The sequence below is a fragment of the Corynebacterium ulceribovis DSM 45146 genome, from assembly GCF_000372445.1.
GTDB classification, from domain to species: Bacteria; Actinomycetota; Actinomycetes; order Mycobacteriales; family Mycobacteriaceae; genus Corynebacterium; species Corynebacterium ulceribovis.
On sequence record NZ_AQUY01000001.1, the window covers coordinates 520,122 to 543,817 of the forward strand.

At 58.7% G+C, this 23,696-nt stretch carries 23 protein-coding genes and 1 pseudogene; 14 read left to right on the top strand and 10 right to left on the bottom strand.

All coding sequences use genetic code 11. The features are described from left to right. The first annotated feature begins 131 nt into the window (after window positions 1-131). Complete coding sequence (locus tag A3EC_RS0102440) at window positions 132-518, top strand: VOC family protein (protein WP_018023575.1); 387 nt, start codon at window positions 132-134, stop codon at window positions 516-518. Continuing rightward, window positions 518-1,054: a 2'-5' RNA ligase family protein gene (locus tag A3EC_RS12670; RefSeq protein ID WP_083879927.1), complete on the top strand. Its 537-nt coding sequence runs from the start codon at window positions 518-520 to the stop codon at window positions 1,052-1,054. The genes A3EC_RS0102440 and A3EC_RS12670 overlap by 1 nt, the downstream gene beginning before the upstream one ends. Window positions 1,055-1,096: 42 nt before the next feature. Here A3EC_RS12670 and A3EC_RS13270 read toward each other — a convergent pair. Further along, window positions 1,097-1,585, bottom strand: a pseudogene (locus A3EC_RS13270) (anthrone oxygenase family protein); the annotation flags it as partial. Between the two features lie 61 nt (window positions 1,586-1,646). Between A3EC_RS13270 and A3EC_RS11125 the strand changes: the two are divergent. After that, window positions 1,647-2,057, top strand: coding sequence for a DUF3021 family protein (locus A3EC_RS11125; protein WP_018023577.1), 411 nt, complete (start codon window positions 1,647-1,649; stop codon window positions 2,055-2,057). Here the strand turns inward: A3EC_RS11125 and A3EC_RS0102455 are convergent. Then, window positions 2,023-2,907, bottom strand: coding sequence for a hypothetical protein (locus A3EC_RS0102455; RefSeq protein WP_018023578.1), 885 nt, complete (start codon window positions 2,905-2,907; stop codon window positions 2,023-2,025). The two genes, A3EC_RS11125 and A3EC_RS0102455, sit on opposite strands and share 35 nt — an antisense overlap. A 135-nt stretch (window positions 2,908-3,042) precedes the next feature. On the opposite strand from A3EC_RS0102455, the gene A3EC_RS0102460 reads away from it, so the two are divergent. The 5 genes from A3EC_RS0102460 to A3EC_RS0102480 all read left to right on the top strand — a co-directional run bounded on the left by A3EC_RS0102460 (window position 3,043) and on the right by A3EC_RS0102480 (window position 9,111). Then, complete coding sequence (locus A3EC_RS0102460) at window positions 3,043-3,744, top strand: PIG-L deacetylase family protein (protein WP_018023579.1); 702 nt, start codon at window positions 3,043-3,045, stop codon at window positions 3,742-3,744. 137 nt (window positions 3,745-3,881) lie between these two features. Next, entirely contained in the window at window positions 3,882-5,462 is a 1,581-nt protein-coding gene (locus A3EC_RS0102465; RefSeq protein ID WP_018023580.1) for a peptide ABC transporter substrate-binding protein, read from the top strand. A 94-nt stretch (window positions 5,463-5,556) separates the two neighbouring features. Beyond that, window positions 5,557-6,483 (top strand): ABC transporter permease, encoded by a 927-nt coding sequence (locus tag A3EC_RS0102470; RefSeq protein ID WP_018023581.1) that lies wholly within the window; start codon window positions 5,557-5,559, stop codon window positions 6,481-6,483. Beyond that, the gene (locus A3EC_RS0102475) at window positions 6,476-7,441 is read left to right on the top strand and encodes an ABC transporter permease (protein ID WP_018023582.1); all 966 of its coding nucleotides are present in this window, start codon (window positions 6,476-6,478) and stop codon (window positions 7,439-7,441) included. Before A3EC_RS0102470 ends, A3EC_RS0102475 begins: the two co-directional genes overlap by 8 nt. Beyond that, window positions 7,441-9,111: a dipeptide ABC transporter ATP-binding protein gene (locus A3EC_RS0102480; RefSeq protein ID WP_018023583.1), complete on the top strand. Its 1,671-nt coding sequence runs from the start codon at window positions 7,441-7,443 to the stop codon at window positions 9,109-9,111. Before A3EC_RS0102475 ends, A3EC_RS0102480 begins: the two co-directional genes overlap by 1 nt. Window positions 9,112-9,129: 18 nt before the next feature. On the opposite strand, the gene A3EC_RS0102485 is transcribed toward A3EC_RS0102480, so the two are convergent. The 4 genes from A3EC_RS0102485 to A3EC_RS0102500 are packed head-to-tail and all read right to left on the bottom strand — an operon-like array spanning window position 9,130 to window position 13,535. Beyond that, window positions 9,130-9,720 carry a protein-L-isoaspartate O-methyltransferase family protein gene (locus tag A3EC_RS0102485; RefSeq protein WP_018023584.1) on the bottom strand — a complete coding sequence of 197 codons (591 nt, stop codon included), beginning with the start codon at window positions 9,718-9,720 and terminating at the stop codon, window positions 9,130-9,132. 2 nt (window positions 9,721-9,722) lie between these two features. Next, on the bottom strand, window positions 9,723-10,271 hold the full coding sequence (locus A3EC_RS0102490) for a gamma carbonic anhydrase family protein (RefSeq protein ID WP_018023585.1): 549 nt from the start codon (window positions 10,269-10,271) through the stop codon (window positions 9,723-9,725). A 16-nt stretch (window positions 10,272-10,287) separates the two neighbouring features. Next, window positions 10,288-11,832, bottom strand: a complete 1,545-nt coding sequence (locus A3EC_RS0102495) for a glycerol-3-phosphate dehydrogenase/oxidase (RefSeq protein WP_018023586.1) — start codon at window positions 11,830-11,832, stop codon at window positions 10,288-10,290. A gap of 14 nt (window positions 11,833-11,846) precedes the next feature. Then, complete coding sequence (locus A3EC_RS0102500) at window positions 11,847-13,535, bottom strand: FAD-binding oxidoreductase (protein WP_026162119.1); 1,689 nt, start codon at window positions 13,533-13,535, stop codon at window positions 11,847-11,849. 173 nt (window positions 13,536-13,708) lie between these two features. Here A3EC_RS0102500 and A3EC_RS0102505 point away from each other — a divergent pair, with 173 nt between their 5' ends. Further along, on the top strand, window positions 13,709-14,692 hold the full coding sequence (locus A3EC_RS0102505; RefSeq protein WP_018023588.1) for a diacylglycerol kinase: 984 nt from the start codon (window positions 13,709-13,711) through the stop codon (window positions 14,690-14,692). A 69-nt stretch (window positions 14,693-14,761) separates the two neighbouring features. Then, complete coding sequence (gene zupT, locus A3EC_RS0102510) at window positions 14,762-15,559, top strand: zinc transporter ZupT (protein WP_018023589.1); 798 nt, start codon at window positions 14,762-14,764, stop codon at window positions 15,557-15,559. Here the strand turns inward: zupT and A3EC_RS0102515 are convergent. Continuing rightward, window positions 15,556-16,572 (bottom strand): DUF808 domain-containing protein, encoded by a 1,017-nt coding sequence (locus A3EC_RS0102515; protein WP_018023590.1) that lies wholly within the window; start codon window positions 16,570-16,572, stop codon window positions 15,556-15,558. The two genes, zupT and A3EC_RS0102515, sit on opposite strands and share 4 nt — an antisense overlap. A 149-nt stretch (window positions 16,573-16,721) precedes the next feature. Between A3EC_RS0102515 and A3EC_RS0102520 the strand changes: the two genes are divergently transcribed. Continuing rightward, a complete protein-coding gene (locus tag A3EC_RS0102520) occupies window positions 16,722-17,702 on the top strand; it encodes a diaminopimelate dehydrogenase (protein WP_018023591.1) in 981 nt (326 codons plus the stop codon). Window positions 17,703-17,718: 16 nt separating this feature from the next. Here the strand turns inward: A3EC_RS0102520 and A3EC_RS0102525 are convergent, their stop codons facing one another. Beyond that, window positions 17,719-18,132 carry a DUF3592 domain-containing protein gene (locus tag A3EC_RS0102525; protein ID WP_018023592.1) on the bottom strand — a complete coding sequence of 138 codons (414 nt, stop codon included), beginning with the start codon at window positions 18,130-18,132 and terminating at the stop codon, window positions 17,719-17,721. 50 nt (window positions 18,133-18,182) lie between these two features. Here A3EC_RS0102525 and A3EC_RS0102530 point away from each other — a divergent pair, with 50 nt between their 5' ends. The 3 genes from A3EC_RS0102530 to A3EC_RS0102540 all read left to right on the top strand — a co-directional run bounded on the left by A3EC_RS0102530 (window position 18,183) and on the right by A3EC_RS0102540 (window position 21,411). Continuing rightward, entirely contained in the window at window positions 18,183-18,785 is a 603-nt protein-coding gene (locus A3EC_RS0102530; protein WP_018023593.1) for an isochorismatase family protein, read from the top strand. Continuing rightward, entirely contained in the window at window positions 18,785-20,062 is a 1,278-nt protein-coding gene (locus tag A3EC_RS0102535; RefSeq protein ID WP_018023594.1) for a M18 family aminopeptidase, read from the top strand. Before A3EC_RS0102530 ends, A3EC_RS0102535 begins: the two co-directional genes overlap by 1 nt. 77 nt (window positions 20,063-20,139) lie before the next feature. Continuing rightward, window positions 20,140-21,411, top strand: coding sequence for a M20 metallopeptidase family protein (locus tag A3EC_RS0102540; protein WP_018023595.1), 1,272 nt, complete (start codon window positions 20,140-20,142; stop codon window positions 21,409-21,411). Between the two features lie 62 nt (window positions 21,412-21,473). Here the strand turns inward: A3EC_RS0102540 and A3EC_RS11130 are convergent, their stop codons facing one another. Together A3EC_RS11130 and A3EC_RS0102550 are read right to left on the bottom strand one after the other, a co-directional pair. Further along, window positions 21,474-21,764 carry a hypothetical protein gene (locus A3EC_RS11130; protein WP_018023596.1) on the bottom strand — a complete coding sequence of 97 codons (291 nt, stop codon included), beginning with the start codon at window positions 21,762-21,764 and terminating at the stop codon, window positions 21,474-21,476. Window positions 21,765-21,896: 132 nt separating this feature from the next. Next, window positions 21,897-23,693, bottom strand: coding sequence for a hypothetical protein (locus A3EC_RS0102550; RefSeq protein WP_018023597.1), 1,797 nt, complete (start codon window positions 23,691-23,693; stop codon window positions 21,897-21,899). Window positions 23,694-23,696 lie beyond the last annotated feature (3 nt).

Consider the following 23,696-nt stretch of genomic DNA (forward strand, 5'->3'; position numbering starts at 1 on the left):
TGGAATCACCCTCGCGTTATTTTGGTCGCCGTCAATAAGCCCCAACGCCGGACACCTCCCACGCCGTCACTATTCCGGCAAGCCGCTCGTACACTGGTGAGTGAACATCCGCTGCACACTAAGGAGCCATCATGGCAGTTCAAGGCACCCCGTACATTGGTTTCAACGGCCAGGCGAAAGAAGCCCTCGACTTCTACCACGCAGTTTTCGGGGGCGAGCTGCGTACCGTCCCGTGGCCTGACGGCAAGCTCATCATGCACGGACACCTCGTTACCGACGCCGGCTGGAACCTGATGGCTGCCGATAATCCTGAGGCCGGCGACGTTTTTAACAAGGAACAGCGCGTCACCATTTGCGTATGGGGCGACGATGAGCCTGCCATGCGCCGCCAATTCGAGCAGCTTTCTGAGGGCGGGGAGGTGGGCATGCCGTTGCAGGAACAGGAATGGGGTGCAACCTTCGGCGGGGTGAAAGACAAATTTGGCGTCGACTGGGGCTTCAACATCGAGCGAGCTTAATGTCCTCACCAGATAATGTGCTGCTGCACTTAGCGCCTGAAGATGACGCGACGGTGCGGGAGCTTTTCGACGAACTCGAAGCGCGTGGTTTCCCCAAGCAGAACCAGACGCCGCACATCACCTTGACCTTTTCGCCAACGATGGCGCCGCAAGTCGTCGAGCGTGCCGCGATGCTTTTGCCGCTGCTGGTTCCGGCGACTTTTCAACGCATGGGCACCATCGTTTTCGGGACGAAGCGGAAACAGACAGTCGCGTGGCTGCTGCAGACCACCGAAGAGCTGGAAGCGGCTGCTCGGGAACTAAATTCCATTAATCCTGGTGGACGCGGTGGCCGCTGGATACCGCACTTGACCATGGGCCTGCGCCTACCGCGCGAAATCGTTCCGGATTACATCCGAGCATTGGATGAATTGGTCTCGCCGCACTTCAAGGAAATGACCGCAACGCGTGCGGCACTCTGGCGTCCTGCAAGTCAGGAACTTACGGTGCTTGCTGGGGCCCAAAGCAGTCTCAAAATGGGTGGCTCCTGCGGCTAACGGGACAAGCGCGACTGCGAGAACAGCCATCAAAAGTGACAAACCAGACACCATCGTGCGCACGCCATTCCACGCCTGCCAACGACCGGAATAGTCGTGCCAAATACTGGCGGCTTCCTCGATGTTTTCTGGAACAGTGACGCGAGCGAGTTCCTCATTCATCGGCACGTTGACTAGCAGAGTCAATACCAAGCCGCCGACGGCATAGAGCACCGCCGCGCCGAATAGGAGGTAGGCGGAGGACATCGACTCTTCGCGAAATGCCAAGAAACCGGATGCTGCGAGAACCAACGGGGTGAAGAAGAAAGCGGGCATGAAAACGAAGTTGCGGACGGAATCATTCATTGCCTGCATCGCAGCGATGGCGACACGCGGGTCGGCATTGTCCAAACCCCACATGGTGGAGCAGACCCAAGCGTAGAAGAAACCGAAGATGGCTCCGGCGAAAATAGTGGCGGTGACGGCGGCGATGTGGGCAGGCGAATACAGCGAGTGAGTGGTGCTGGCACCATTCTCCACGATGGTTTTCATGTACAAGTTTTCCCACAGATGGCAGCTATTGTCGCTGTGTGTGGCGCGGTAACCTAGGCGTATGCGGCATATATTTCAAGCGCTGCTTCGCGGTGGAATTGCGCTCGTCATCATGGCGACCATTGCAGCGGTGCTTTGGTTCCAAGGCCAACGCGATGACGCCACGTCGACATTCCTAGTCGCGCTTATTGTGGGCGCTATCGGTGCCGCGAGCGTCATCTACGACCTCGATCATTGGCACATAGCCAAGCGAATAGCACTGCACTTCTTGGCCATGCTGATAACTGTGTATCCAGTGCTCGTGCTCAGTGGCTGGTTTCCAAATCAGACTGTCGCGGATTGGCTCATCATATTTGGCGTATTTATTGCCACTGGGGTGGTAATTCTCTCGACTATTGGCCTCGGCATCGCGCTGTATCGCCTAGCCAGGAAGCCAGCTAAGCGCCCTGAACCTTCTTCACCTGAGCGTTAAAGATTTCGACTAGGCGCTTTTTCGCCTCTTCCTTAGCCTCTGGGGAAATCACTCTGCCATCCGTGGTGCCGACAACTTTGCCGTTTTCGTCGACGCCAAAGTTGCCGTAAGGCTGCGTGGAACTGGTCACCACGAGGCCGTCGACAACCCCCACAATCCGAAACTCGTCATAGACATAGTCGCTACCTGCGATTTCCGAGGTCCCCGTGTGCTCAACGGCATAGACTTTGTCGAGTTGTGCTTCTACCGGCAAGTCCAGCTTGTGCACGGTCATATGGGTTGTCGTTTTGCTGTCAAACTTTTCCAGCTCTGCGATGACTTCTGGCGGCACGTCCTGGTCACCGAGCAGTTTTTCGGCGCTGCCTGCGCTATCCGAGGTAATGGTGTATTCCTCGCAGCCCTCCATTGACTTGGCCATCGTGTCGTAGATTTCGGCGTTGGTGTACAAGCCAGTAGTGGCAAAAACGTTCTCCGACTTGTTCTCGGTCATGGTTACAGTGAATTCAGCAATTTGCTTCGTAACGTCCAGCAACTTCTGGCAATCCGCTGGTTCCACCTTCGTGGCATCGAGCATCGGGCTGGCCAAGTGCGCAACGTCGCTGGAAGCTACGTCGCCCTTGAAGTTATAGCCATTGACCTCGTCAGTCAGGAGCATGGCTTTCAGCTCGTCTTCAGTTTTATTGCTGTGCTTTTGGTTGTCTCCGGAGGAACTGTTCCCGGCAGGTGCACCGCCATCGCCGGTGTCATTGTTGGCAGCATTGTCGGTGCCGCAGCCGACGAGCAGAGCTGCGCTGGCACCAATTGCTGCAATGGTTGTCAGGGTTTTCTGGGTGGAAATTCGATGACGCATGGGGCCCCTTTGGCAATGTGCGGTGTGGTCCTGTTCTGGCGGGATTTTCCTGAGCGTACTTGAGCGATTCCGCATCGGCAGCGCAAATTGCAACTTGCTCTAGATCGGCAGAAGAACCTGACTTAGGCTGATGCCATGTCAACAATTCCAGACCTCGATACTTCCAATATCCACCGTGTTCTTGTCGTTGTTGCCCACCCTGACGATGCCGAGTATGGCCTGTCCGCTGCAGTATCTCTTTGGACTGACACCAATATCACCGTCGACTATCTGCTTCTGACCAAGGGGGAAGCCGGGATTCGACATCTGCCGCCCGAAAAATGCGCCCCAATCCGTCGACAAGAACAGCAAGCTGCCTGTGACACGGTAGGGGTCCAGGACCTGACCATGCTGAATTTCCCGGACGGACAGCTGGTGTATAGCTTGGAGCTGCGCAAAGCCATTGCGAAACACATTCGGCAGCGCAAACCGGACACAGTCATCATCGCCAACTTTGACGTCGAGGCCTACGGCTCTTACAACCAGGCTGACCACCGGGTTGCCGGGCTGGCCACCATCGATGCCGTCCGCGATGCGGATAACCCGTGGCTTTTTACCGATTTGGGCTTAGCGACGCATAAAGCCACTCGGATGCTGGTGGCCAACTCTGCGGAACCGACGCATCGGCAGACTGTAGATGAGGCGCACGTGGCGAAGGGAATCAAGTCCCTGGCATGTCACAAAGTGTATTTCGAAGCGCTGCCAGACCATCCCGCTGCGGAGGAATTTATCCCTATGATGTTGCAGCAGGACGATGGGGCAAAAGCGGTGCTATTTCGGGTTTTTGACCCGGTATAAAGGTGGGGTAGTGCCGGGAGTAGCACTCCTGCCACAAAAGTGGGGGTGCTAACTTTTCAGTTTTCGGTGAGACCTACGACACGTGATGTTAACTTAAGTGCAATTAAGAAAACCCCTAACTGACTCGGAGGTCGAAAATGGCACACGGTAAAAAGGTGCTCGGTTTTCTTGCCGCAATTGTCATGTCGCTAGGCGTGACAGCTTGCTCAAGTGGAGATAACAGCTCCGACGGCGAGAACTATGTCCTGGCATATGGTGTTGAACCACAAAACAAGCTCATCCCATCTAATACCAACGAAGTTGGCGGCGGCCGTCTCGTCGACCTGCTGTACTCCGGCCTGACCTACTACGACAAAGACGGCAACACTCACAACGAGATGGCCGAGTCGATCGAGCCTGAAGGGGACACCAAGTACAAGGTGACCTTGAAGGACGACATCAAGTTCTCCGACGGCACTCCAGTCAAGGCAGACAACTTTGTCAATGCCTGGAACAAGGGCATGGAAGAGTCCCACTTGTCGGCCTACTTCTACGAGCCAATTAAGGGCTTCGAAGAAGGCAAGGACAAGATGGAAGGCCTCACTGTTCAGGATGACAAGACCTTCACCATCGAACTGAACCAGCCAGAAGCGGACTTCCCAACCCGCCTGGGTTACTCGGCTTTCTTCCCACTGAAGGATGAAGCGCTGGATGACCTCGATGGCTTCGGCGAAAAGCCAATCGGTAACGGTCCATACAAGCTGGAATCCTGGAACCACAACCAGGACGCGCTGCTGGTGCCTAACCCGGAATACAAGGGTGACCGCGAAGCGAAGAATGATGGCATCAAGTTCGTCTTCTACGCCCAGGTTGACGCTGCTTACAACGACCTGCTGGCCGGCAACCTCGATGTTCTTGAGACCGTCCCAGAAAGCGCCTTCACCACCTTCGAAAACGAACTTGGTGACCGCGCTGTGAACAAACCATCGGCTATCTTCCAGTCCTTCACCATTCCAGAGCGTGCAAAGCACTTCTCTGGTGAAGAAGGCAAGCTGCGTCGCCAAGCACTGTCTTTGGCTATCAACCGTGACGAAATCACCGACGTGATTTTCCAGGGCACCCGCACCCCTGCGAAGGACTTCTCTTCGCCAGTGCTGCCAGGCTACGACGAGAACATCAAGGGCAATGAGATCCTGAGCTACGACGCTGAAAAGGCGAAGAAGCTGTGGGCTGACGCCGACAAGATTGCACCATTCACCGGTGAGTTCAAGCTGTCCTACAACGCTGACGGTGGCCACCAGGCATGGGTCGACGCGACTGTGAACTCCATCAGCAACACCCTGGGCATTAAGGCTGTGGGTAACCCATACCCAGACTTCAAGTCTTTCCGCGATGACATCACCCAGGGCAAGATTGACGGCGCCTTCCGCACCGGCTGGCAGGCCGACTACCCATCGGAAGGCAACTTCTTGGAGCCGCTGTACGCAACTGGTGGCGGTTCCAACGACGGTAAGTACTCCAACAAGGACTTCGACGCGAAGCTGAAGGAAGCTGCTGGTTCGGATTCCCCAGAAGAAGCAGCGAAGATCTACAACGAAGCGCAGGAAATCCTGATGCAGGATCTGCCAGCTATTCCAACCTGGTATGCGAACACCACCGGTGGCTCCAGCGACAAGGTCGAAGACGTTGTCTTCAGCTGGAAGGAACAGCCGCTGTACTACCAGATCACCAAGAAGTAGTTGTCTAGCAGCTACTGATGCGCCAGCCCTACACCGCGACGAGTGCGCGGGGTAGGGCTAGACATCTTTAATCCCCTTTACCCAAGGAATCACTATGTTGCGCTATATCGGGCGCCGAGTATTGCAGATGATCCCCGTATTCATCGGGGCAACCCTGCTCATCTACGCAATGGTCTTCCTCATGCCTGGCGACCCTGTCCAAGCTCTTGGTGGCGAACGCGGCCTCACAGAAGCCGCTCGTGCCCGCATTGAAGCTGAATACAACCTGGATAAACCATTTATCGTCCAGTACCTGCTGTATCTCAAAGGCATCCTCACTCTCGACTTCGGCACCACCTTCTCTGGTCAGCCGGTTGCCGATGTGATGGCCCGTGCCTTCCCCGTCACGTTTAAGTTGGCGGCAATGGCACTGCTGTTTGAAGCCATCTTCGGCATCTTCTTCGGTGTCATCGCCGGTGTGCGCCGCGGCGGATTTTTCGACTCCACTGTCCTGGTGCTGTCGCTGCTGGTTATTGCGGTACCAAGCTTTGTCATTGGTTTCGTTTTGCAGTACCTCATCGGCGTGAAGTGGAGCCTGTTGCCGGTCACAGTCGGCAGTAACGAATCCTTTACCGCACTGCTGATGCCAGCGGTGGTGCTGGGCGCGGTCTCCTTTGCCTACGTGTTGCGGCTGACTCGCCAGTCGGTGAGCGAAAACCTCACCGCAGACTATGTGCGCACTGCCCGGGCGAAAGGCCTGTCTGGCCGCCGCGTCATGGGCCGCCACGTACTGCGCAACTCTCTGATTCCAGTGACCACGTTCCTTGGAGCCGACCTTGGCGCGCTGATGGCTGGGGCAATTGTCACTGAAGGCATCTTCGCCATTAACGGTGTCGGCGGCACCATGTACCAGGCAATTATTAAGGGCGAACCAACCACCGTCGTGTCCATCACTACCGTTTTGGTGGTGGTGTACATTGTCGCCAACCTGCTGGTGGACCTGGTTTACGCCGTGCTCGACCCAAGGATTCGCTATGCCTAACTCATCGCCTAATCCACTCGACAACCCACGCCGCGGACAAGAACTGTTCATCGCGGAAACCGATGAAACGGGCCTCGGCGCGGTTGACGCCGTCGCCGACGAGTCCGCACCGACGTCCGTGTGGCATGAAGCGTGGCGTTACCTGCGCCGCCGCCCATTGTTCTGGATTTCCACCGCTTTGATTCTGCTGGCCATTCTTATGGCCGCATTCCCGCAGCTGTTCACCAGCACCGATCCGAAGCTGTGCTCGCTGTCGAACTCCCTCGACGGCCCGCGGTCCGGCCACCCATTCGGTTTTGACCGGCAAGGCTGCGATATTTACGCCCGCACCATTTATGGTGCCCGCGCTTCGGTCACCGTCGGTGTGCTGACCACCGCATTGGTTGTCGTCATCGGCACCATTTTCGGCGCGCTTGCCGGTTTCTTCGGCGGTTTGTTGGACACGTTGCTTTCCCGTGTCACGGATATTTTCTTCGCTATCCCGCTGGTGCTGGCAGCTATTGTCATCATGCAGGTCTTCAAGGAGCACCGCGATATTCTCACGGTGGTGCTCGTGTTGGGGCTGTTCGGCTGGCCAAACATTGCTCGTATTACCCGCGGCGCGGTGATGTCGGTGAAGAACGAAGAGTTTGTCACCGCAGCCCGGTCGCTGGGCGCATCCCGGTTCCGGATTCTGCGCAGCCACATCATGCCGAACGCGGCCGCACCAATCATGGTGTACGCAACTGTGGCGCTGGGCACGTTCATTGTTGCCGAAGCGACCCTGTCCTTCCTGGGCATCGGTCTGCCGCCGTCGGTCGTCAGCTGGGGCGGCGACATTTCGCAGGGGCAGGCCTCCCTGCGTACCGCACCACAGGTGCTCTTCTACCCAGCTGGGGCCCTTGCTTTGACAGTCTTGAGCTTCATCATGCTTAGCGACGTTGTCCGCGACGCGTTGGACCCGAAAGCGAGGAAGTAATGTCTGACTCTCAGAACCAGCCATTGCTGGAAATGCGGGACGTCAAGGTCACGTTCACGACCTCGACTGGTGTCGTTGATGCGGTCCGCGGTATGAATATGACCATTTACCCAGGCCAAAAGATCGCCATTGTTGGTGAATCCGGCTCCGGTAAGTCCACCGCCGCCATGTCGATTTTGGGTCTGCTGCCGGGTACCGGCAAGGTCACCAGCGGCAAAATCCTTTTCGAAGGCGAAGAGATCTCCGGCTTGAATAACAAGCAGATGGAGAAAGTCCGCGGCACCCAGATCGGTCTGGTGCCGCAGGACCCAATGAGTAACCTCAACCCGGTCTGGCGCATTGGCAGTCAGGTCGCCGAGTCGTTGCGCGCTAATAATGTGGTGCCGAATTCGGAGGTCGGTAAGCGGGTGGAAGAACTGCTGGCTGAAGCTGGTTTGCCCGACCCTGCCCGCCAATCCCGTCAGTATCCGCACGAGTTTTCCGGCGGTATGCGCCAACGTGCCCTGATTGCGATTGGTTTGGCGGCCCGCCCGAAGCTCCTTATCGCAGATGAGCCAACGTCCGCGCTGGATGTGACCGTCCAAAAGCGCATCTTGGACCACCTGGAAACCTTGACCCAGGAGTTGGGCACCGCGGTACTGTTTATTACGCACGACCTGGGGTTGGCTGCGGAACGCGCCGATCACCTTGTGGTGATGCACCGTGGCCGGGTGGTGGAATCGGGCCCTAGCTTGCAGATTCTGCGTAACCCGCAGCACCCGTACACTAAGCGGCTGGTCACGGCGGCGCCGTCGTTGGCGTCGGCACGTATTCAGTCGGCGTTGGCAGCTGGTGTGGAGACCACTGAGTTGATGGCGCATGGTGAGGCGGAGGAAAAGCCGGAAGTTATTCGGGTGGAAAACCTGACGAAGCAGTTCGGTGACAACCTCGCGGTCAATGACGTCAGTTTTACCTTGCGTAAGGGGACTACGTTGGCGCTGGTGGGTGAGTCCGGTTCGGGCAAATCTACCGTGGCGAATATGGTGCTGAACTTGCTGGATCCGACCAGCGGCAAGGTGTTCTACGAGGGCACGGACCTGTCGACGCTGAATAATAAGCAGCTGTTTGATATGCGCTGCAAGATGCAGGTGGTTTTCCAGAATCCGTATGGTTCGCTGGACCCGATGTATTCGGTGTACCGCTGTATTGCCGAGCCGCTGGAGATTCACAAGGTCGGCAATCGGAAAGCGCGGGAGAAGCGGGTCGCGGAGCTGCTAGATATGGTGGCGTTGCCGCGGTCGGCGATGCGCCGCTTCCCGAATGAGCTCTCTGGTGGTCAGCGGCAGCGTGTGGCGATTGCCCGTGCGCTGGCGCTGAAACCGGAAGTGATTGTGCTGGATGAGGCAGTGTCGGCGCTGGACGTGCTAGTGCAGAACCAGATTCTGACGCTGCTGACGGACCTGCAGTCCGAACTCGGCCTGTCTTACTTGTTCATCACACATGACCTCGCGGTGGTGCGCCAAACCGCCGACGAGATTGTGGTGATGAAGCAGGGCGAGGTCGTGGAGCGCGGCGCGGCGGAGGACATTTTCGACCATCCACAGCAGGACTACACCCGCGACCTGATTAATTCGGTGCCTGGCCTGAACATTGAGCTGGGTACCGGTGAGGCGTTGGGATTGACCGAATAGCCCCCTTACGGGATCCGCCTAGCGCACGAGGGGAACGAAACGAAAACCACCATGCAACGTGGTCGTCGTTTCGCCCTCGGCGTTTTTGACAATCCGGTGCATTTTCCCCGCCACTGGAATCACAAGAATCCCGTTGGGTGCCAGTTGGTCCACGAGCTCTTCTGGGAGCTCGTGCGGTTCGGCGGATACCAAAATCCGATCGAAAGGGCCCTCGTCACTAAGCCCAAATTGCCCGCGGATGGCGGGGCGGATTTCTGCCTGCGCCAACCCCTGCCGCGCTAAATTCTCCTGGCCAAAGCGCACGAGGTCAGCGAGGCGTTCGACACCAATAACCTGCCCGGATTCGCCCACCAAATGCGCGAGGAGGGCAGTGGTCCACCCCGAACCGGAACCAACATCCAAGACTTTGTGCCCAGGCTGGGCGTCTAAAAGGTCCAGCATGAATGCCACAGTTGAGGGCTGCGAATTGGTCTGACCGTGGCCAATCGCCAACGGCGCATCAATGTGGTGCTGCGCGCGGTTGGTTTCATGGAGGAATTCTTGGCGCGGCACCTGTGCCATTAGCTGGGTAATTTTGTCGGAGGGCTGGTCGAATTTTGCGAAAGTCATAGCTACTCAAACAATGTCTCGGACAGCGGAATTGGGGTCAGGTCGCGGTGCGCGCGGGAGGTCTCGACGTAGCGGCCCGCATGTGCAATGAACTTCTCGGCAGCATCTAGGCCGAGCTCACGCCGTACCTTAGCAGGCACCCCGGCAGCCAAACTGTGCGCCGGAATCTCCTGGCCCTCCAGCACCACCGCACCGGCGGCAACCAAACTGCCGGAACCAACGACAGAGCCAGACAGCAGCGCCGATTTCATGCCAATCAGCGTCGCATCATGCACCGTGGTGCCGTGGATGAGGGCCATGTGGCCGACGGTGACATCGTCGCCGAGGGTGGTCGGGGCGTCAGAGTCGACGTGAATGGTGCTGTTGTCCTGGATATTGGTGCGCGCGCCAATGCGAATCTGGTTTACATCGCCGCGCAGCACACAGCCGTAAAAGACCGAGGCATCCGGACCAATTTCCACGTCACCAATGATGGTGGCGCCAGGGGCAATCCAAGCCGTGCGGTGAATGCGCGGCGTTTTTCCGTTGAAAGGCAGAATCAGTGGCTCCATGCCCCAAGTTTGCCACCTAAATCAGCGCAATGGCCTCGTTTGCGCAAGCTTCTGCCTTAGCGCGATCCGCCGGCACCAACCCAAGGCGGCAGCGGCGGTCCACAATATCGTCAACGGTCAGCGCGCCCTCATGGGTGACGTACCAAGAAAACTCGGCGCGCAGCACATCAAGGCCCTCCGCAACCGGTTCTTCCGGCCGGTCCAACAAACACTCATCGAGCACCGTTTTGGCTTCACTGCCATAGCGCTGCGCCAACTGCGGTGGGATGCCGGTGGCAGGTTTGTCATCGCGCAGCCCCTGCGCTCCCACTAGGCCAATCCGATCCGTGAAGCAGTCCGCGACCGTTGCCCCCAGGCGCTCAACGACCTTGTCGACGGTTTGCTCTGCCATCAGGCGGTATTCAGTGAGTTTTCCGCCAGTGATGGTGATCAAACCAGTGTCATCAACGACCAACGCATGTTCGCGGGACAAGTCCGCTGTATGGCCTTCACCTGCATCAATGAGCGGCCGCAGCCCAGCAAACGCGCCATCAATATCTGCGCGAGTCAGCGGTGTCTCCAACGCTGGGTTCACCACATCAAGCAGGAAGTCAATGTCTTCCTCCGGAACCTCTGGCACATCTGGAATTGGACCCGGCGCATCCTCATCGGTCAAACCGATATAGACCCGACCGTGCGGCGCCGGCAAGATAAAGCAGAATCGGTTGGTGTGGCCGGGCACCGGAACCGTCAGCGCACCCGTTGGGTTACCCAGCTTGTCCGCTGCAACAACCAGGTGGGTGCCGCGGGATGGCCGGACCTTGATATTGCTGGCCAAGTCACCGGCCCACACCCCGGTGGCATTGACCACCGCGCGCGGAGTCAGCGACAAGGTGTCGCCAGTCAGCTCATCGCGCAGTTCGGCAGTGGTGCCGGTCGCCGACACTGCGCGCACATGGGTGAGCACTTTTGCGCCGTAGCCAGCGGCGGTTCGGGCAATCGCCGTGACTAGGCGCGCATCGTCGACTAGTTGGCCATCATGGTTGACGTAACCGAACCGTAGGCCGTCCATTTTCACCGTCGGTGACAGTTCCTGCACCGATTCGGCTTTGACAGTTTTTGACCACGGCAGGGTAGAAGTTTTCGTCGCTGCCAATACTCGAAGGGCGTCGCCAGCAATGAACCCGAGCCGCGGCAGCACCTTATTCGCGATCGAGTACTCCTTGCGCACCGGCACTACCTGCGGCAGTGCGCGCGTTAGGTGCGGGGCAGTGGTCTCCATCAAGATGCCGCGTTCGCGGGCGCTGCGCCGGGCAATTCCGACATTTCCGGAAGCCAGATAGCGCAGGCCGCCATGTGCGAGTTTGGAGGACCAGCGGGAAGTGCCAAACGCTAGGTCGTGGGCGTCAATAAGCACAACGTCAAGGCCACGGGACGCAGCATCAAGGGCAATCCCGGCGCCGGTGATGCCGGCACCGATGACCAATAAATCGATGTCTTTGCTCTGCGCGGCGGCGTCGGCCAGGCTGTTCCAGTCGGCGGTGCGGCGGGCGGCGTTCAGTGCAGTGGAGTGCGGGTACATCAGCAATTGCCTTCTTAAATCGAGTCGAGGCGGTAGCGGTCAGCGAGAGTTTCTGGGCCAGCGGCGAGTTTTCCTGGGTTCAAAATGCCAGCTGGGTCTAGTTCCAGTTTGGCGGCCATCAGCACTCGGGCGTAGAGCTGGGAGGTTTCGGTGAAGAACTGCGGCGCGTGGTCTTGGCCAACCCCATGGTGGTGGGTAATGGTGCCGCCGTGCGCCATCATGGCGTCGCCAGCCGCGGTTTTAATGTCTGCCCATTGCTCAAGTACTTTGCCTGGCTCTTCTCGGAAAAAGTAGGTGAAGTACAGCGAGCAGCCGGAGGCATACATGTGGGAAATGTGGCAGAGCACGAACACTGGGCTGCCGTGCTTTTCCGCCGCGGCCTCCATAGCGCGCACGATTTCCGTGCGCAGTGTCACAGCATTGTCCCAGGTGGTTGCGGTTTCGAGCGTGTCGACGGCGACGCGGCGCTCCATCATCACATCGCGTAGATATGGCGAGGTGAAGCGGTGCTTAACCCACATATTGCCGGCCGTTGGACCAAGACGAATGCACTTTTTGCCCAGCAGTCGGGCCGCGAGCGCTTCGCGTTCGGCGCGCGCCGCAATCTTATTGGTGCCACCGAAGCCAAAAATCGCCATGCATGGCTGTTTTACTTTCCGAAGCTCAAAATATTTGTCCAGCTTCTGGCCGAGCGACCCAGAAAGCTGCGCAATACCGAAGGCGGTTTCTGGTTCATCTGATAGTCGCGCCAGGTGTGGAATGTGGCCGGACTGTTTGAGCTCGCGGAAGGTGTCGGCGCCCTCCTCGAAAGAATCGAAGAAGTAGGTGTCGAAGACCATTTTGCCGTCGGTGCGGTGCAACTGAATTGTCGCCGACAGGATAATGCCGAGGGTGCCTTCAGAGCCGAGGAAGAGTTCGCGTGGGTCTGGGCCCGCTGCTGTCGATGGCATATCGCGCAGGTCAATGACGCCGGCTGGGGTGATAACGCGCATGCCAATCACGTTGCGGTCAATGCGGCCGTAGCCGGATGACTCTTGGCCGGAGGAACGGCAGGCCATCCAGCCGCCGACGGTAGAAAATTCGAAACTCTGCGGGAAGTGACCCACGGTCAGCCCAAGTGGCTGTAGCGCAGCTTCAAGGTCAGGGCCGAAGACACCGGCTTGCACCTCCACGGTTTCCGCTTCGGTGTCAATGCCCAGGATTTTGTTGAAGTTCACCATCGACAGGGCAATCGCTTTGCCGAAGCCACCGTCGTAGGCTTCCACACCACCGACAACCGAGGTGCCGCCGCCGAAGGTGATGACGGCGATACCACGCTCAGTACATACTTTCAGCAGGTCAATGAGCTCTTGCTCCGTGGTTGCTGCCACTACCGCATCTGGCGCGATATCGATGACACCAGCGCGCAACCTAGCCAGGTCCGGATAGCTGCGCCCCAGAGCGTGTTTGAGGCGAGTGTCGTGTTCCACGCTGACTGTGCCATTCGGTACGGCTTCTTGAAGGGCGCTGATGTCGTCACTAAGCAACCTGCTGTCCGGAAGGTGGACCTCCGCAATATTTGGCAGTGGGTGATGCGCGGTGACGTCCATACCAATTTTTTGGACGAGCATTTCTTCGGCATCTGGGGTGATAGGGGAGTCGTTTCCGTCAACTCCCCAGCCCCACCAGCGCATACGGTAAGGAGGTTGTTGTGTCGAGGTCATGGGTTTCCTCTCTAGTTCCGGTCTCTACCTTCGAAAGTACTGGAGTTTTTGCGCGGTGATGCAACTTCACCGAAGTTATGAAATAAGACCTAGTTATGGATTTCGGTCCGCTCGCCGTCCGCGCTGATTTAGCATGAAGGAAAGCCGCTCCGCGGAATCCCCTAGGAGGAACGATGACCGAAACGTCCGCACGTGCCTACCCGTTGGGCTACCAAGCGATTCGGAATATCGCGATGGTGACTAACCCGAAAGCTGGCCACGGCATTGCGCAGAAGGCGGCGGAAACAGCGGCAGCGACCTTTGCCGATGCTGGGGTGGGTGTGATTAACGTGCAAGGCTCCAGCTCTGAGCAGTCCCGCAGCCTCATCCGGGAAGTCATCGCCGACGAACGCATTGACGCGCTGGTGGTAGTCGGCGGCGACGGCATGGTGAACCTGGCACTGCAGGAGCAAGCGCAAACCGGGCTGCCACTGGGCATCATTCCCGCTGGTACCGGCAATGACCACGCCCGGGAGTACAACCTTCCGATTGGTGATGCTGCCGCCGCTGCGAAGGTAGTTATCGACGGGTTCTATGTCGGCACGGACCTTGGTCGTATCTCTGAACATGACGGCGCGGGCCCCGCCAGCAGCCCCACCGGCACCCAGCATTGGTTCGGCACGGTCATGTGTTCCGGGTTTGACTCCTTGGTGTCCGACCGCGTCAATTCCATGCGCTGGCCGCACGGCAAAAACCGGTACAACGTGGCAATTGTCCGCGAATTCTTCCGGTTCCATTCCTTGCCGTTTGTGATTGAGCTTGATGACGGAAGGGTGCTAGATGGTCCGATTACGTTGGCGGCCTTCGGCAATACGAAATCCTATGGCGGCGGGATGAAAATGTGTCCGAATGCTGACCATGCTGATGGGCTGCTGGACATTACTGTCATTGGTCGGGCGAGCCGGCGCCGGGCCGCGTTGGCGTTTGCAGGCGTATTTAAAGGCACTCATATCAAGGAGCCAGAAGTATCAACCTATCGGGCGAAAAGCGCGACGGTGCGCTATGTCGGACCGCCGCGGACAATGAATGCCTATGCCGACGGGGACTTCATGGCGCCGCTGCCCGTGACCGTCGAAGTTGTCCAGGCAGCAGGAAAGTATCTTGTGCCCCGTCCGTAGGTTATAGTTCGTGCAGTTGAACTTTGTTGGGTGTAATGGCCCGACTGCCACCGACGAGGAGCCCAGCACGTGACGTCCTACCTGATTGCCTTCGGCATCACCATGCTTGCCGGGCTCTCCACCGGTATCGGCGGCCTCATTGCGGTGTCGCGGAAAAACCCCACCGACCAATTCATGGCGGCAGCACTCGGCTTTTCCGCCGGCGTCATGCTCTACGTCTCCATGATCGAAATCCTGCCGAAAGGCTTCGAGCAACTCACCGAAGCCTACGGTGATATCGGCGGGAACTGGGCAGCGGTCGCAGCCTTCTTCGGGGGCATTGGCGCCATCGCCGTCATCGACCGACTAGTGCCCGAGCCGATTAACCCGCACGAGCCACAGGGCCTTGGCGACCCGAAACTTGATGCGCAACGCCGCATCATGATGAAAATGGGCATGATGACGGCGCTGGCCATCACCATCCACAACTTCCCCGAAGGCTTCGCCACCTTCATCACCGCCATCGAAGATGTCACCTTGGCCATTCCCGTGGCCGTGGCGATTGCCATTCACAACATCCCCGAGGGCATTGCGGTGGCCGTCCCGATTCGCCAAGCCACCGGTAAGCGCTCGGAAGCACTGAAATGGTCCTGGCTCTCCGGTCTTGCCGAACCAGTCGGCGCGCTGGTGGGCGTGCTGCTCCTCATGCCATTTTTGGGGCCAGTAACCCTCGGCATCTCCTTCGCAGCGGTCGCGGGGGTGATGGTGTTCATCAGCCTGGACGAGCTACTTCCCACGGCTATCGGCACTGGCCGCCACCACACCGCAATGTATGGCCTCATCGCCGGGATGGCCGTTATGGCGGTCAGCTTGCTGTTGATGCTCTAATCTTTGCGCTTAGCGACGATGCCACCCGGCGTGAGCTTGCCCGCACCAGCGCGAATCGGAGCCGGAACTTCAGCTTCCTGGGTGTCGTCAACACGCTCCTTTGTACCGCCACGTAGCGCGTGAATACCTTCGACAACCGCAACCACAATCGAACCGATAATGGTGCCGAAAATCAGTGAACCGATGGTGTTGGCAAGCCACCCGAGGAAACCAGCTGGAACTGCGGATTCCATGCCATGCACCAGGCTGTACGGCAGGTGCCACCCAAGCTCGTCGAACCCAACGACGAGGATATGACCGCCGACCCACAGCATGGCGAAGGTGCCAACGATGCCGATGATGTTCAGCACAATCGGCATGGCTTTGACGAGGCCGCGGCCAAAGGCTTGGGTGGCGCTGGTTTTGCGGTGCGTCAGCGCTAGGCCGATATCATCCATTTTCACCAGCAAGCCGACGAACCCGTACACGCCGAAAGTAATCGCAATCGCCACCACAATCAGCACAATTGTGCGGCGCAGCAGCGTTTCATCGGCGACTTCGTTCAGCGCAATGACCATAATCTCTGCGGACAGAATCAGGTCAGTGAAAATAGCGCTCTTGACCAGCGCGTCTTCGGACTGCTCGCCCTTTTCCTGGGCAGGTTCATCATCGCCGTGGCCAGAGACTTTCTCCCACACCTTCTCCATGCCCTCAAAGCACAGGTAGGTGCCGCCGAGCATCAGAATCGGCGTGAGCGCCCACGGCAGGAACTGCGACAGCAACAACGCAATCGGCAGAATAATAATGAGCTTATTGACGAGAGAACCTTTGGTGATCCGCCAAATCATCGGCAACTCGCGGGCTGGCGTTGCACCTGACACATACTGTGGGGTCACTGCAGTGTCATCGACAACGACACCGGCGGCCTTCGCACCAGCTTTACCAGCGGCGGCGCCAACATCATCGACACTGGCTGCGGCAGCTTTAGCAATGACGGCAACGTCATCAAGTAGGGCGGCGAGACCACCACTCATAAATGTGCTCCTTGTGGGCAAGTTTTTTGCGGGGCTAGGGAAAACCTAGCCGCACACGGAATGTACCTGTTTAGATTACGTCGCAGCCCGGCCATGTGCGCAGGTACCGTGGGGGCAGCACACTAGTCCGACCTAAAAGGAGCTCATCTATGACGGCATCGTCTTCCGCCGCGCCGATCCGCGCCGCGATTGTTGGCTACGGCAACCTTGGCCGCAGCGTCCAAAAAGTGATCGAAACTCAGCCGGACCTCGAGCTCTACGGCATCTTCTCTCGCCGTGACAGCCTGGACACCGACGCACCGGTCTACAACGTCGCGGACATCGCCGAGCACAAAGGCAAAATCGACGTGCTCTACCTGTGCCTTGGCAGCGCCACCGACATCCCAGAGCAAGCTCCAGCACTGGCGGAAATGTTCACCACCGTTGACACTTACGACAACCACCGCGACATCCCACGCCACCGCGAAGTGATGGATGCCGCTGCGAAAGCCAACAACAATGTCGCCGTCGTGTCTACCGGCTGGGACCCAGGCATGTTCTCCCTGAACCGCGTCTACGCCCAGGCCGTGCTGCCGACCTACCAGCAGCACACCTTCTGGGGCCCAGGCCTATCGCAGGGCCACTCCGATGCACTGCGCCGCATCCCAGGCGTGAAGTCTGCCGTGCAGTACACCCTGCCAAACGAGAAAGCCCTGGACTTGGCTCGTGCCGGTGAAGCAGGCGACCTGACCGGTAAGCAAGCACACGTCCGCCAGTGCTGGGTTGTGGCAGACGAAGCTGACCACAGCGCAATCGAAAACGCCATCCGCACCATGCCGGACTACTTCGTTGGCTACGAAGTGGAAGTGCACTTCATTGACCAAGCAACCTTCGACCAGGATCACGCCGGTATGCCACACGGTGGCCACGTGATTACCTACGGTGATATCGCTGGCTCCGAGCACACCGTGGAATACAGCCTGAAGCTTGGCTCCAACCCAGATTTCACTGCCGCCGTGCAGGTTGCCTTCGGTCGGGCAGCACACCGCCTCACCCAGGATGGCAAGTTCGGCGCGTACACAGTACTGGAAGTAGCCCCGTACCTGCTTTCCCCGCAGCCGCTCGATGAACTGATTGCGAAGAATGTCTAAGTAATCGTCACAAAGCCTAAAAACTGGAATCGGCTGCAATAAAGTAGCCGGCCATCATCATGGCGACCCCACCCATAATGAGCACCGTCAAAATGAACAGCTTCGGGCTGGACTGCCGGGGAAAATACACTTTCTCCGGCCGGTGCGGGTCCACATGAATATCAATGGTGTGCCCGATTTGGTCCTTCCAAAAGGCGCTTTTCAGCGGCAGCACATCCTGGCGGTTTTTGCCCAACCAATCCACCCACGCGATGACTGGGGAGTACAAGCCGTCGCGGTCGCGGGCACTGACAGTGTCCACAATGGTGGCAGTGGCGTGGAACCAATTCTTTTTGCGGTGGTGCAGCCACCACGCGGTGGAGATTCCGGTGACAAAAGCCGCGAACCCCACTGCCACAATTAATAAACCTTCAAGGACACCTGGTTCCATAATCGAAAGTCTAGCGCCTAGCGTTGGCGAACTTCTCTAGGCTAGTGGGTATGAGCCGTGCATTTGTCATTGTTGATGCCCAAAACGATTTCACCGAAGGTGGCGCATTAGCGGTTGCCGGTGCCACCGCCGCCTACCAAAAAACTGGCCGCTACCTGGCCGAAGTGCCCGACGATTTCTACACCCATCTGGTGACCACCCAGGACTGGCACGTCAACCCAGGTAGCCACTTCGCCGAACAGCCGGACTACACCGACACGTGGCCGGCGCACTGTGTGGCGGGGGAGCCCGGCGCGGAGATTAACCCAGTGATGGCGGACAATATCGCTGCTTTCCGCCAAGCCCACCGCGATATCAAGCTGATTGCGGTGAAGAAGGGCGAATTTGAGGCTGCCTACTCCGGCTTTGAAGGCGTGTCCGATAACGGAACTGTGCTGACCAATGCGCTGAAGGCCGGTGGGGTCACTGACCTGGATATTGTTGGGGTGGCGACGGACCATTGCGTGCGCGCCACGGCGCTGGATGCGCTGAAGGAAGGCTATCGGGTGCGGGTGTTCCCGGCGCAAACCGCGGCAGTGGACGCTGACCGTGGCGAGGCTGCGTTGGCGGAAATTGCGGCGGCCGGTGGCGAGATTGTCCGAGAGGAAAACTAGTGGATACCTACATTGCGGATTTCATTGACTTTGTCACCGCGTCACCGTCCAGCTTCCATGCCGCCGACGAAGTCCAACGCAGGCTTATTGACGCAGGGTTTAAATCCCAAAATGAAACAGAAGACTGGGATGCCAGCCCGGGCGGACACGTGATGGTACGCGACGGTGCCGTCATGGCATGGTGGGTGCCCGCTGACGCATCGGAAGACTCCGCATTCCGAGTGGTGGGCTCGCACACTGACTCCCCGGGATTCAAGGTCAAACCAGACCCAACCTATGGTGCCGCCGGTTTCCAGCAAGTAGGAGTCGAAGTCTACGGTGGCGTGCTGCTCAACAGCTGGCTGGACCGCGAACTGGGGGTCGCCGGGCGAGTGATGACCAAAGATGGTCGCCAGCTGCTGGCATCGACTGGGCCGGTGATGCGGATTCCGCAGTTGGCGATTCACATGGACCGCAAAGCAAATGAAGGTTTGACCTTGGACCGGCAAACGCACACCGCCCCGGTCATTGCGGTGGGGCTGCCGGGCTCGTCGATCCTCGATGCAGTTGCCGAAGATGCTGGTATCGCCGCAGATGACATCATTGGCCACGACCTGATTAGCTTCGATACTCAAGTGCCACGCACCTTCGGTATCGCCGACCAGTTCCTAGCCTCCGGCCGATTGGATAACTTAGCCAGCGTATACGCCAGCTTGGTGGCGCTGCTGGAGGCAGTGGACCATCTAGAATCCGAGGGGCATTCCACCGACATTTTGGTGCTGGCCGCATTTGACCATGAGGAAGTGGGCTCGGCGACACGTTCCGGCGCGCAGGGGCCGATTTTGGAAGATGTGCTGACTCGGACGGCCGGTGCGCTGGGCGCTTCTGCGGAAAACTACGCGCAGATGTTGGCTCGGTCCAGCGTGGTTTCCGCTGATGGTGGCCACTCTGTGCACCCGAACTACACCGAAAAGCATGACCCGGTAGCGCAGCCAGTGCTCGGAGCCGGACCGGTGCTCAAGATTAATGCCAACCAGCGATATGCCACCGATGCGGTGGGCGCAGCGCTGTGGGCGCGTGCCTGCCACGCGGCGAACGTGCCGACGCAAACCTTTGTGTCGAATAACCGGCAGCCATGTGGATCGACCATCGGCCCGGCAACATCGGTGCGGCTGGGGATGACAACTGTTGATGTCGGAATTTCCATGCTGTCGATGCACTCGGCCCGAGAAATGGCGCATGTCGAGGATCTTTCTACCTTCGCCCGCGCTTTAGGCGCGTATTATATCGGCGCTTAACCCAGCGATTTCGCTGCCAGGTCCATCGGATTCGTGTAAACCTCGAGGGTGAAGCTTTCGCTAACCGGAGAGGACCGATGGACCAACAGACCCCACCGCCTGTAGCGCCGCCATTGGAACCCCCGGCGCCGCAGCTACGCGACCACGAACTGGATGAACAGTTATCGGCGGTGGCCACCGATGTGATTGCTTGGCGCCGTCGCTTTCACCAGCACCCAGAGCTCAGCTTCCAGGAACACAAAACCGCAGCGTTTATCGAACAGACGCTGCAATCTTTCGGTATTGAGACCTTCCGACCAACGGAGACCTCCGTTGTTGGCACGCTCCGCGGCGACTTGGGTGACGGGCCGATCATTGGATTTCGCGCCGATATTGACGCGCTGCCGATTACCGAAGAAACTGGCCTGCCGTTTGCCTCGATGGTTCCGGGCGTGATGCATGCCTGTGGTCATGATGCGCACACTGCCATGCTGCTGGGCGCCGCTAAAGTATTGGCGTCGCGCAGACACCGCCTGCGCGGCCGCGTGGTGTTCATGTTTCAGCACGCCGAGGAGCAAATCCCAGGCGGTGCCCGCGAACTTGTACAGCTTGGGGTGCTCGATGGGATGGATTATGTCTACGCCTTCCATATGGCGCCGCACCCTGTCGGAACTGTTGGGCTCACTCGTGGCCGCGTCACCACAATCTCTGGGATTGTCGATGTGACAGTGAAAGGCCGCGGAACGCACTCTTCTCGTCCGCAACTTGGTGTCGACCCAGTGCTGATCAGCGCAGAAATCACCATGGCGCTGAACACCATCGTCAGCCGTGACTTGGACCCGAGTCATACCAACATTGTCAACGTTGGCTCCTTGCATTCTGGTGCCGCCGGAAACGTCATCCCGGACACTGCTCGGCTGGAAATCTCCATGCGCTCTATCGATGAGGATGACTGGGATGTCATTCGTCGGCGCATTGACATGCTGATTAATGGCATCTGTACCGCGCACGGCGCGACCGCTGACATTGACTGGAAAGTGCCATACCCGATGGTGGTCAATGATGACACCGCCATGGAACGCGCTTGGGAAGCAGCAACGAAAATCCTGGGTTCGGACAAAGTGTTCCGTGCCGAACCATGGCAACCATCCGATGACTTTGCCTATATGTCGCGCGCCGTGCCGGGGTGCTACATGTTCCTCGGCGGCGGTGGGGAAGAGGCTGGGCACCCGTACTTCCTGCATAACTCCAAGTACGACCTCGACGAAACGGCGCTGCACGCTGGCACGTCGGTGGAAGTGCAGTTGGTGTTGGACCTGCTGGGCGATAAACCTTCGCTGCGCCGGCCAATGCTCGACATGGACGATTAAAAAATCCCGGCACCACAGTAGGTGCCGGGATCGCTTTTGTGCAGGTTAGCTGCGCAACGGGATTAGTTCGCTGCTGCTGGCTCTGCGGAAGAAGTGGTCGACTCGGACTCAGTGGTCGCGGTCTCGGAGGTAGCAGATTCGGGCTCAGAGTCAGTTGCAGATTCCGATGCAGTCTCCGAAGCGGTCTCGGACTCAGACTCAGATTCGGAGGTTTCGACAGCCGCGCCGGATGGGCGGGAGTGTTCAACGTCGCTCCACGACTGTTCGGATGGCTTCTCGTTTGGAGGGGAGCAAGCAACAAGTGCGGCAGAGGCAATAGCGGAAGCTGCAAGTAGACCGAGGGCGCGGCGCATATCTAACTCCTGGCGATTCAAAGAATCTGGTTGAGGACATAACGAAATACAGAACTTGCAGCATATGTTACCTGTCCTTGCCACAAACACCACGATGGGACACCGGGTTACCACTGAAATGGGTTAACCCGATCACTTCGGCATCGGCGCCAGCGGCCCAATTGATCCTGCACCTAGGCACACACTCGTGCCAGCTGGGCCATCCCATTCTGCGCGGAGCCAACCACCAGCACCTTCGACCTGGGCCCAGGACTGCTTCGGGTCGGTACCTGCAGGAACTGCCACTTCATCGCGGTCTTCCTCCGAGACCAGCGAGTTGACCAAGCTGAGCTTCAGTTCGCCGTCAGCTTCCGCGATGGTGTTGACTTCACTGGTCCACATTCCGAGCGGCAATGGTGACGACAGCACAATCACTTGCGGCACACCACTTTTCACCCGGGTGCCACATTGTGGTTCTGGACCTTGCGGAATATGGGACACCGCCAGCACCCCGGCATCCGCGGCATTGCCGTGAGCGTCTAAAAGCCACGGTGAGGTGGTGACCCGCGCCAACTTCGGCCGCTGACGCACACTGTCGAACATCCGGTGGGTGGTGTTATTCGGGTACAGCAGCGGTGTCATCACGTCCGTCGGCACGAACTGATTCAGCAGCGGCCGGTCCGGGTTCTCCCGCAGCGCCACCATGGCATTGGTCACCCAGGTTTTGCCCGGTTTCGGTTGCCATTCAAAGCCATAGCTTATTGACGAAGCCAGCGACGAAAACACTACGACAGCTGCGGCGATGCCATCCCAGCTAATCCGGCTTGAGGAATTTCGCACCGCAACCGCAGCGCACAGCAAGAACACCACCGCAACGTCTGCGTAATAGTGCAACGTCAGCATGATGGTGCCGGAGACTTGCTCGCCGCGCCGACCCCACACCACCAGTAACAAACCCACTGTCATGTAGGCCACCGCGAACAGCCACGGCAAGCGCGCCGTCCGGAAATACAACACACCAATCCCAACCACCAGCGCAATGACTGACAGTTCGATCGGGGCGAGGGCGAAAGGCTGGCCCGGAATCCACCGTTCCCACAGCCAAGGACCGCCGAGGATAATGGGGGCGATGCCGCGGAATAGCCCCTCCCACATCAGGGACCAGTCGGCGGCGCCGCTGGCCTTGTTATCGCCGAACACCAGCAGGAACCACAGGATGCTCCACGCGATGGTGACTAGGGCGAGGACAGTCCACAGGGGCCACCCGCGGACCAGCACCAGCCGAGCGGACATTGGCCCAGTAGCGCGGTCAGCGTGGGCAATGAGTAAAGTCACCGCGAAGACAATCAGCGGGATGAACAGCGCCTTTTCGAAGAACAACAGCGCCACCAGCACCAAGGCGCCGACCGCTGCGGCAAGCGGCCACACGGCAAGACGGGGCGCGTTGGGTTCAGCTCGGTCTAAACCGAATCCGCGAAGCACCAGTAGCAAGGTGGCGCTGAGCACCAGCACCCACGGCAGCACGTTCAGACTTGCGGTCCACCACGATTTCGCCGGCAGCATCGCTGGGCTCAGCGCGAAGCACATCACCACGATGAACGCATACCAGGTGCGGCCAGCTACTGCTGCGACGGCCCGAGCGAACAGCCACGTCGCGGCGATGCTCAGCAGCAGCATCACTAGAGCCGGAAACCACCACTGCCCGGGGAGTGTTCGCTGCACCAAGACTTGGAAGAAGAATGCGGCTGGCGCTAGGTGCCCGTCATGACTCGGCACCAATACTTCTGGCGACCATAAACTGTGGCCACTCGCGCGGGAAGGGATGAGGAAGTCATCCCAGTAAAACCACCGCTTGCTTAATACCCAAGCGTGGACCACAGCCTGAAGGATAATGGCGAAGATTACTGCTTTTCGCCACACCTGCTGGCGCACCGGTACTTGGGTAGTCATACT